Source organism: Caecibacteroides pullorum, from assembly GCF_019239235.1.
Classification (GTDB): Bacteria; Bacteroidota; Bacteroidia; order Bacteroidales; family Bacteroidaceae; genus Bacteroides; species Bacteroides pullorum.
This window is the reverse complement of sequence record NZ_JAAZTS010000045.1, coordinates 1-8,317: the sequence shown is the minus strand read 5'-3', so window position 1 is coordinate 8,317 and position 8,317 is coordinate 1. Positions and strand designations below refer to the sequence as shown.

Annotated in this window: 4 protein-coding genes; 2 read left to right on the top strand and 2 right to left on the bottom strand. The window is 41.5% G+C overall.

The window, feature by feature from the left end; all coding sequences use genetic code 11:
* Both HF894_RS14805 and HF894_RS14800 read left to right on the top strand, forming a co-directional pair.
* Positions 1 to 3,437, top strand: a 3,437-nt coding sequence (locus HF894_RS14805; RefSeq protein WP_204973391.1) for a hypothetical protein, incomplete at its 5' end; no start/stop codon positions are given.
* Positions 3,438 to 3,531: 94 nt separating this feature from the next.
* Positions 3,532 to 4,023, top strand: a complete 492-nt coding sequence (locus tag HF894_RS14800; protein WP_021846476.1) for a hypothetical protein — start codon at positions 3,532 to 3,534, stop codon at positions 4,021 to 4,023.
* Between the two features lie 517 nt (positions 4,024 to 4,540).
* Here the strand turns inward: HF894_RS14800 and HF894_RS14795 are convergent.
* A complete protein-coding gene (locus tag HF894_RS14795) occupies positions 4,541 to 4,882 on the bottom strand; it encodes a hypothetical protein (protein ID WP_204973389.1) in 342 nt (113 codons plus the stop codon).
* Between the two features lie 85 nt (positions 4,883 to 4,967).
* Positions 4,968 to 8,317: hypothetical protein (locus HF894_RS14790; RefSeq protein ID WP_246593282.1), on the bottom strand; the 3,350-nt coding region annotated here is incomplete at its 5' end.

Below are 8,317 nucleotides of genomic sequence, written 5' to 3'. Positions count from 1 at the left end.
ACAAAAAGTATCTAAGTGTGATCCTGTTCAGTGCCTTAATGCTGGGTACGACAGGAACGTTCACATCTTGTAAGGACTACGATGATGACATCAACAACTTACAAGAACAAGTGGACAAGATTGTCGCAGACATCGATGCTTTGCAGAAAGCTGCAGGTAGCTATGTAACGGCAGTCAAGTATGATGCGGCTACCGGGAAATTGACGGTGACAGGCGGCAATGGAGAGACATTCCAACTTCCTATGCCTACCAATGTTCCGACTTATAGTCTGGAAGTAAAAGATGGTAAAATCTATCTGAAAGCTGACGGCTCTGTCATTTCAGAAGCAACTCTTCCTGCAACTCCAGAAGTTCCAGCCGCATTTAATCCCGAATTATTGGCATGGGGTGAAGATGGTTACCTGTATTATGGCGACATCAAGATTGAAGGCGTACAGAAACCGACACTCAACGCTTCTATTACTGAAATCCAAAAAGACGGTGAGGTAATCGGTTATATCATTACAATTGGTGAGGATAGTGCTAAATTCTATGTAAAGACTGACCTGAAGTCTATGGTATTCATCCCTGATTTGTATGTAGACGGTATTGAAGCTGCCGAATACGGCTATCTGTACTATCCGTATCAAAACAAAAATGCATCTGAAACGACTGGTACTACAAACGAAAAATCTGCCTTTACAATCAAGGGTATGTACACGGAAGGCATCGAATATGACTATGCAATTCCCGCCCAAAAACCGACATACGGTGAATTCAACCCGACGATTACAGTTAATTACAACATCAATCCGACATCTGCAAAAATTGATGAAGAGGGATTGAAGTTCATTAATCGTAATGTAGAAGTTATTTCCCGTGCAGCAGGTGAAGAAAGTTTGATTCAGTACGTTTCCAAGTCTGCCAAAGTAGAAAACGGAGTTCTTTCTGTAGGTCTGAAGGCTCAGGGCAGCAAGATTGCTAGCAAGGCTTATGGTGACAACCAAATCGAAAGCGCACAAGGCGACGGTGAAAACGACGCTACGATTTTCGCATTAACATCCGATTTCACCACGATGGGTGACAGAGATACCATCATTACTTCTGACTACGCTATGCTGTATGCTTCCCGCATCACTCCGGTGGCTATCGCATACAATGACGGTACAAAAACCGAAGAGTCATCATACAAAGATGATAATTGTCCAGGCGCACCAACAGAGAAGGAATATGAGTTGTACACAGCTCCATATCGCGCTGCCGAAAAGTCGGTTCCGGCCAGCTTGTTCTTGGCATATGACGACAAGGAAGGTATCGATCTGTTGAAGAAACTTTGTCTGCACTACACTTGGGACACCAACACTAGCAAGAGCTCCGAAAAAGTACATAAGGTGATGACTGTAGAAGAAGCTGTCAACACCTACGGTATGAAGTTCGAGTTTAACTTGGTGAAGTATGAAGTGGGTACAAACAAGACGCACGATAGTAAGTATCTGGATCCTACTAAGATTAGTAGTGGTAAAGCTATTGCATGTGTTGTAAAAGACAACGGAGGTGAAGGTATTTCTCTGCCGGGCGAGCAGGGCGTATCTGCTATCGGTAGACATCCGCTGGTTCAGGTATTAGTTCGCGATAGTGAAAACAAAATTATTCTGGACGGTTACATCAAGCTGGAAATCGTACGCGACGTTGTAAACAAAGAAACTGACTTCTTCGACAAAGGTAAGTTCAACTTTGGTTGCACCGATGACGAAACCGGTTATGCAATGAAAGCAGTGCTGACTTGGGACGAATTCGCTTACAAGGTACTTGAAATGGCATCTGTCACTAGCAAGGAAGAATTCAACAAACTATACAAACTGGATGTTATTAACGCTGGTGATGCTACTAATGAACAAGCCAAACAGTTTGTAAGAACTGGTGAACTGACGTATGCTTTAGCAACAGACTACATCGGAACAATTAAAGAAGTAACAGATGATGCGGGTGGTACGACTACGGATGTTTTGGCTTGGACACTTGATCAATGCGAAATGCAGACGGTTTATCTGAGCAAGGCTGACGAAGGCGAATACACCGGTAGTGCAGATCACGCCAAGACTGTATACGTAAGATACGTACGTGATGCGGCTGACGCAGAATTGTCTGAAAACTATCCGGCTATCTACTTGCCTATCACAATCCATGTAGAAAAACCTGTTGCTAATGTACAGACTCGCATTCCAGAGTACTGGTACAGCGATAACATGGATCATTGGTATGGTTCAACTTGGATGGGTGGTCAAGGTATCCATGTAAATGTTGACCAGCCGTATGATAATAAATTCCCGACTCTGTTCGTAAACAACTTGAACGCTCCTTGGAAAGTTTGGACATTGACTTCTACTAATGTGCAACAACCTGAATTCAAAATTTCTAACGGTACATTTACTTCCTATACGCCGACTATCCTTTCAGTTCTGAACGGAGCAAATGGTGGATATAAGTACTATTTCCGTCCTGAAATTGACGGCAAGAAGATCAAAGGTGCAAGCGGCAAGGAATATACGCTGAAAGTAGATGACCTGACAGCTACAGACATGTGCAATAGTAAGATCTATACCTTCGGTAAAGATTTCACTAACGTAGAAGCAACTGAGCTGGAACGCGCATTCAATGCAACCAAGGGATTCTATACCAACACTAAATTGTATGCATTTGACGGTACTACGAAGACTCAAATCGCAGAGATCCAGAACGGACGTACTGCTACTCCTTATCAGAATGATCCGTGTATTGAATATCAGAATAATACTGTAGCAAAAGACATCTTGAATGCCTATGCACATGACGACAAGGAGTCTTTGACTGCTCTGATTGGTATCACAGCTTATTCAAGCTGCGATGTAGTTCTCTCATTGTCTGACAATGTTTATCCGGCACGAATCCAGCGTCCTGTAGACATCGAAGGCAAAGATGGAAAGACATTCACCGATGCAGAAGCCAACGGTTCAATTATTAACATTATTGATCTGTTTGATTTCAACGATTGGCGTGATGTTGTGTTCGTAGCAGAAAACGGTAATACGATCGATACTAAGAACGCATGGTTATTTGCTTATTACAACTTTAAGAGTGCTACGGTAGATCTCGATGGTATTACTACCACTTTAGGTATGGGCGAAGGTGCTGGTCAAGACAAACTTGATGGAGCTCCGTTGCTTTCTACAGTTAGCAAAGAGGTTAAGTTTGATCAAATCAACGAAAATGCAATTAACTTTACCACAAGTGATGTATTGGCATCTGCTCATGCTACAATTTATGATAGAGTTAAAGCTGGTTTCGGTCAGATCAAGTATGATAACAACAACAACAACGTAAAAGAATTCTGGGTACGCATCCCTGTTGAGTTCAGCTATCAGTGGGGTGATATCAAGGCATACGTTGATTGCAAGGTCATTCATACTATGGGTAACTAATCCGAAGTGATTATATAGATTTTTGAGAGTGTGTCTTTTCCCTGACGAGAGAGGCACACTCTCTTTTTTACTAACTATAACCAAATATAAAGCGATGAAAAATTTAGGTTATATTCTTATATTGTCATTGTTTCTCGTCTTTGCCCATTCCTGCGGCAGCGGTTCAAGAGATGCTTCCGTGCCATCATTCAAGGAGACACTGACTAAGGAAGACACCGTTGCGGTACTTCAACGTTGCGATAGCTGTATGCAGGCATTGAAAGCTGGAGAACTAGACATGGCATTAGGTATGCTATCACTTTTGCAGGATGATGGAAAGGTCACTCCATTAACTAAGAGTAAGGCGGATCAACTGAAAAAGATGTTTAAACTTTTCCCCGTTTTAGCCTATCAGATAGATAGTTACACCTTTTATTCCTACGAAGTGAATGAGGTGAAATATACTATTGAATTCTTTGAAAAGAAAGCTGGTGATCCAACTCCAAACACCATAGGATTCATGTTCAATCCTATTAAATGCAAGGATGGTTGGAGGCTCGCAGTAAAAGATGCTGGACAAAAACTATTGGATAAATCAACCGATTAGAATACAACGAATGAGTACAATGTGAAGCCTGCATTAAATTTGCATTCAATCTTATTCGCATAGATGCTGCCCAGGTATTTGACTCTAAAAAACAATTAAAGACAAAATAGACTCTTCTGTTTATTGCAGGAGAGTCTTTTTGTCTTTATAAATCCTGATTCTCGCAATTCCTCCCCTCAAGGTTCGTATAATCTTTCTGTGAAGTTTCACTAAAACACCTTGATTTAAAGTCTTTTACGTTGAAAGCAGTATATCTACCCACAATTATCTTTCACAATATCATATTGTCTTACAGCAAATTACAAAGCTGTGAAAGCGTGGAGGATACAATTGGAAGTAAAATTCAGAAGTGAGAGACATATGCTAAGCGAAAGACTATAGAACAAGCTCACTTTAGCAACTAACGACTTCACAATTTCTAAAGTCCATAGTTATGTTTCTAAAGTTAATAGTTAGCGTAATAATATTGATAGTTACAAAGCTAATATACGACTTCAGAAAAATAAAGTAAGTAATATTAATCAGCGTATACAACTGGAGTAGAGAATTGATCGCTGAGCATATCTTCTTCTTCGTAATATAGCTTGGAATCTTTCAAATAGTAATATTTCGGATAGCCACCAAACTCGATGTTGGCATATTCCTGATTGTCTGCAGTATGCGAAATGGTCCATGTACCTTCGTAAGTCGTACTATCCTGGAACAGGATGAGTGTGGTAGAGTCCGGTTTCAGCTCGAAACGTATACCGGATTCAGTAAAGAAAACTCCATCGAACGAATGTTGCTTGACACTTGGCCCGCAGGCAACGAAAAGTGCGGTAATAAAGCTTGCAATAATAAATATAAAATGTTTCTGCATATCTTTAGTATATAATTATTGGATACAAAAGAGGGCATCCCTAAAGGATACCCTCTTTATTTAAGTCATTTAAAGAACATATTCATTATTCACCAGAAGGAGTACCACCGGCTTTAGAAACTCTAACTTGCAGATCGTTCTTAGAAAGAGTTCCCCACTTGTACTGAACATTTACGTCAATGTACAGGAAGTAGTCAACGTTAACCGGAGTACCGGAGTTGTTGAAGTATGCCAAGTGAGTAGGATCTGAAGGAACTTCCGTAGCAGAAGACTTCGGATTTGTTTCAACCCAATTCATCATCTTCAAAGAACGTCCGGTTGGCAATACACCGTCTTTCACACCATCCTTGTGGATATAAGTGCTTGTTGCAGCATCCCATGCCAAGCTTGTTGTAGTCTTATCTGTCAAGAATGTTACTTCTTTCACAGCATAGTAGTCATACAACTGGTGTGCATAGTCGTCTTTATCTGTTTCAGTCTTATCAGCATCCTTGATACCTGCAGCAGCAACTTTGTAATCATTCCAGTCTGTGAATGTGAAGTTCTTGGCTACGCTCAAGAAGCTACCGTCGATTTCAGCATCCACGAAGTTTTCACCGATTGTTCCGTCAACATCCAGAGGTTTGATGAAGAATACTTCAAAGTTCTGAACGGGGATGACGTTGTATGCGTTGTATTCAACCAACAACTTAACAGGTACTGCACGGCCGATCAATTCTTTTGCTGCATCTGTACCGTTCAAGTCATCGTTTTCATGCAGACGAATGATTGCAGAGCACTGATCCACGTCAACACCACCTAATGGCTCACTGTAATCCCACGGCAAGTTCTTTTCATTTTCGAGAGTAGTAGCTGACATGAAGTTGTTGATAGTTGCAGCCAACTTATTGTCTTGCTTATAGTCCCATATATCTTTATCATTCATGCCGATATTCGGATTCGGAGCTGAATGATCAATATCAACAGCTGTACCTACTACTGATTTCCACAACTGAGTTTTTGTACCATCAAGAACAAAACCAGTCAAATAGTCATAATCCTTGAATCTGTCTTCATCGAATACGAACTTCACTTCAGCGCAATCACGGATGTACTGGATGAACTGTGCCAAGCTGGTCGGTTTCTTCTTGGTTGGCTCATAGATATAACCATTTACCAAGTCTGCTTCAATGTGGCTGTAGTCTTTCAGTTCACATCCACCTGTTAAGCCCGGATAAATGTGAGGTATATTCTCTGCACCTAACCAACCGTCAATAGAAGTGTTGAATACGATCGGGTTCACGTTGAATACACCTTCGCCCTTACCGTCTTTCCAATAAGTACCTTGGTAAGCAAACTTCTGAGTCGGAGCAACAATGGTCTGCTTGAATGTCTGCTTGATGTTACCGTTCAAACCGCTTTCATCAACGTATTCAATATCGATTTCGAATGTAGAAGCATACTTGCCATCTGCATAAGCCAGAGTACCCACAGTCTTCGGATTCATAGCCCATACCAGATTGTATGAAGTGTTGTCCAGTGCATCTTCGATCATAGTGAATACCAAATCAGGTTCTGTTGGAGCACCAACGATTGCTTCATTTCCGTCTTCTTTTACTCTATCTGAACCTTCATACCAGTTGAGAGGATCAGTAGAAGTAGCTATACCTAATGTAGTCAAATCGACTTTCTCACCATCCTTACGCAGTTCGTTAATCTTCAGTTTTTTATAAATGCTATGGAACTGTGTCTTGCTGATACTTTGTCCGCCGTCGAACTTAACCTGGTGATAAACGTTCTCGTTCATAGCTTGTGAGAACATCTGACGCCACATGTCATGACAAGTTACGATGTTTTCGGGGAATGTGTATGCAGGAATAGTCTGTTCCTTTTCACCTGTCCAACGAACTTTGATGTAACGCTGAGCTACGAGGTTATTATTCTTTGTATCAATCAAAGACACGCGTACGATCGGTTCACGACCGATAGATGTCTTAGAATATTCATTGTCGCCCAGTTCTACATCATATACTTCAGACTTCAGGAAGTGACCGTTCAGAATCTTACCGAATGCCTGTTCGTCTGTTTTCAGATCACCTTGCAGGTATTTAGCTGAAGCCATAGCGAAGCGGAATTCCAAACCATAGTCTGCATAGTTCTTCAGTTCAGAGTGACTTGCATGGTCAGCTACTGAAGTAACACAAACAGTAACAAGCTTGCTCAGATCAAGAGGCTCGTTGTATTGAGCTCTAACGTCAACCAATTCGTTGTTGTTTGAGTTGTACAGACAGATTGAGTCATGGTAGTGTACATAGAACAGATTGTCGCCAGTACCTTGAGTCTCGTCTGCAAAATCACCGGCCTTAAGCGCCGTAAAGTCTGTCTTGCTGTTGGCCAGATAAGGAACAGCAACGATTTCCTCAATTCTGCTATATTCAGAATTTACAGCTACTTCTTCACCACTTTCCTTCTCTTCCTCTGTCAAGTTAGCTTCAGCTATCGGAGTCTTTAAAGAAGCCATGTAGAATGTTTCCTTTTTATCAACACCATGAGCATCACCGTCAGTTCCAATTATAGTACCCAAGAACTCTTTATTCTTCTTGAACGTAACAGTCATGATACCATCTTTGATGTCATAACCTGTAACTTCAATAGGCTTGTTGTTGGTAACATCAACAGCTTTGGTCGTGATGTTCGTAGACTTGATGCAATCGAATGAAGGCATTTCCACGTCATCTTTGGTAACACCCATATTCGGATTCATCTGATAGTTGACTTCATTCAGTTCTGTAGAAATATACAAAGGTTTAGCACCTTCTACACCAGCATGATCCAACCATGGTTTTGTCGCATGGTCTGTCATCGTACCATCAGCGATGTGTCCCGTGTGTTCAGCCTTTACATATACCTGAGGAGTATATTGCAAAGTCGTAAAGGTGATAGCTGGAATACCGTTGATGTGGAATTCAGGAATAAGCGTTGTGCTTGTCAGACGTCCGCCCACGATATTCATGAATTGTGCACTCAGCTTAGTAAATTCTTCCTTAAGTGCAGCCAATTCTTCCTTTGTAGCGGCGTTGTCAATTTTGCTCTCCAACGCAGCAACTTTCACGCTTAACTCTTCCAATTTAGCAATCTTCTGGGCCTGCTCTTCTACTGCTTTTTCAAGCTTTGCGATTTGTTCTTTCAATGCTTCATCACCTCCACCGGCAGCATCCAAAGCTTCCTGAGCTTTTGCCAAAGCGTCGGCAGCGTCTTTCTTTGCCTGTTCGGCAGCAGCCTTAGCCTCGTCGATGGAAGTCTTCAAACCATCTACTGAAGTCTGAAGATCCTTAAGTTTGTCCACCTGTTCTTGTAAGTTGTTGATGTCATCATCGTAGTCCTTACAAGATGTGAACGTTCCTGTCGTACCCAGCATTAAGGCACTGAACAGGATCACACTTAGATACTTTTTGT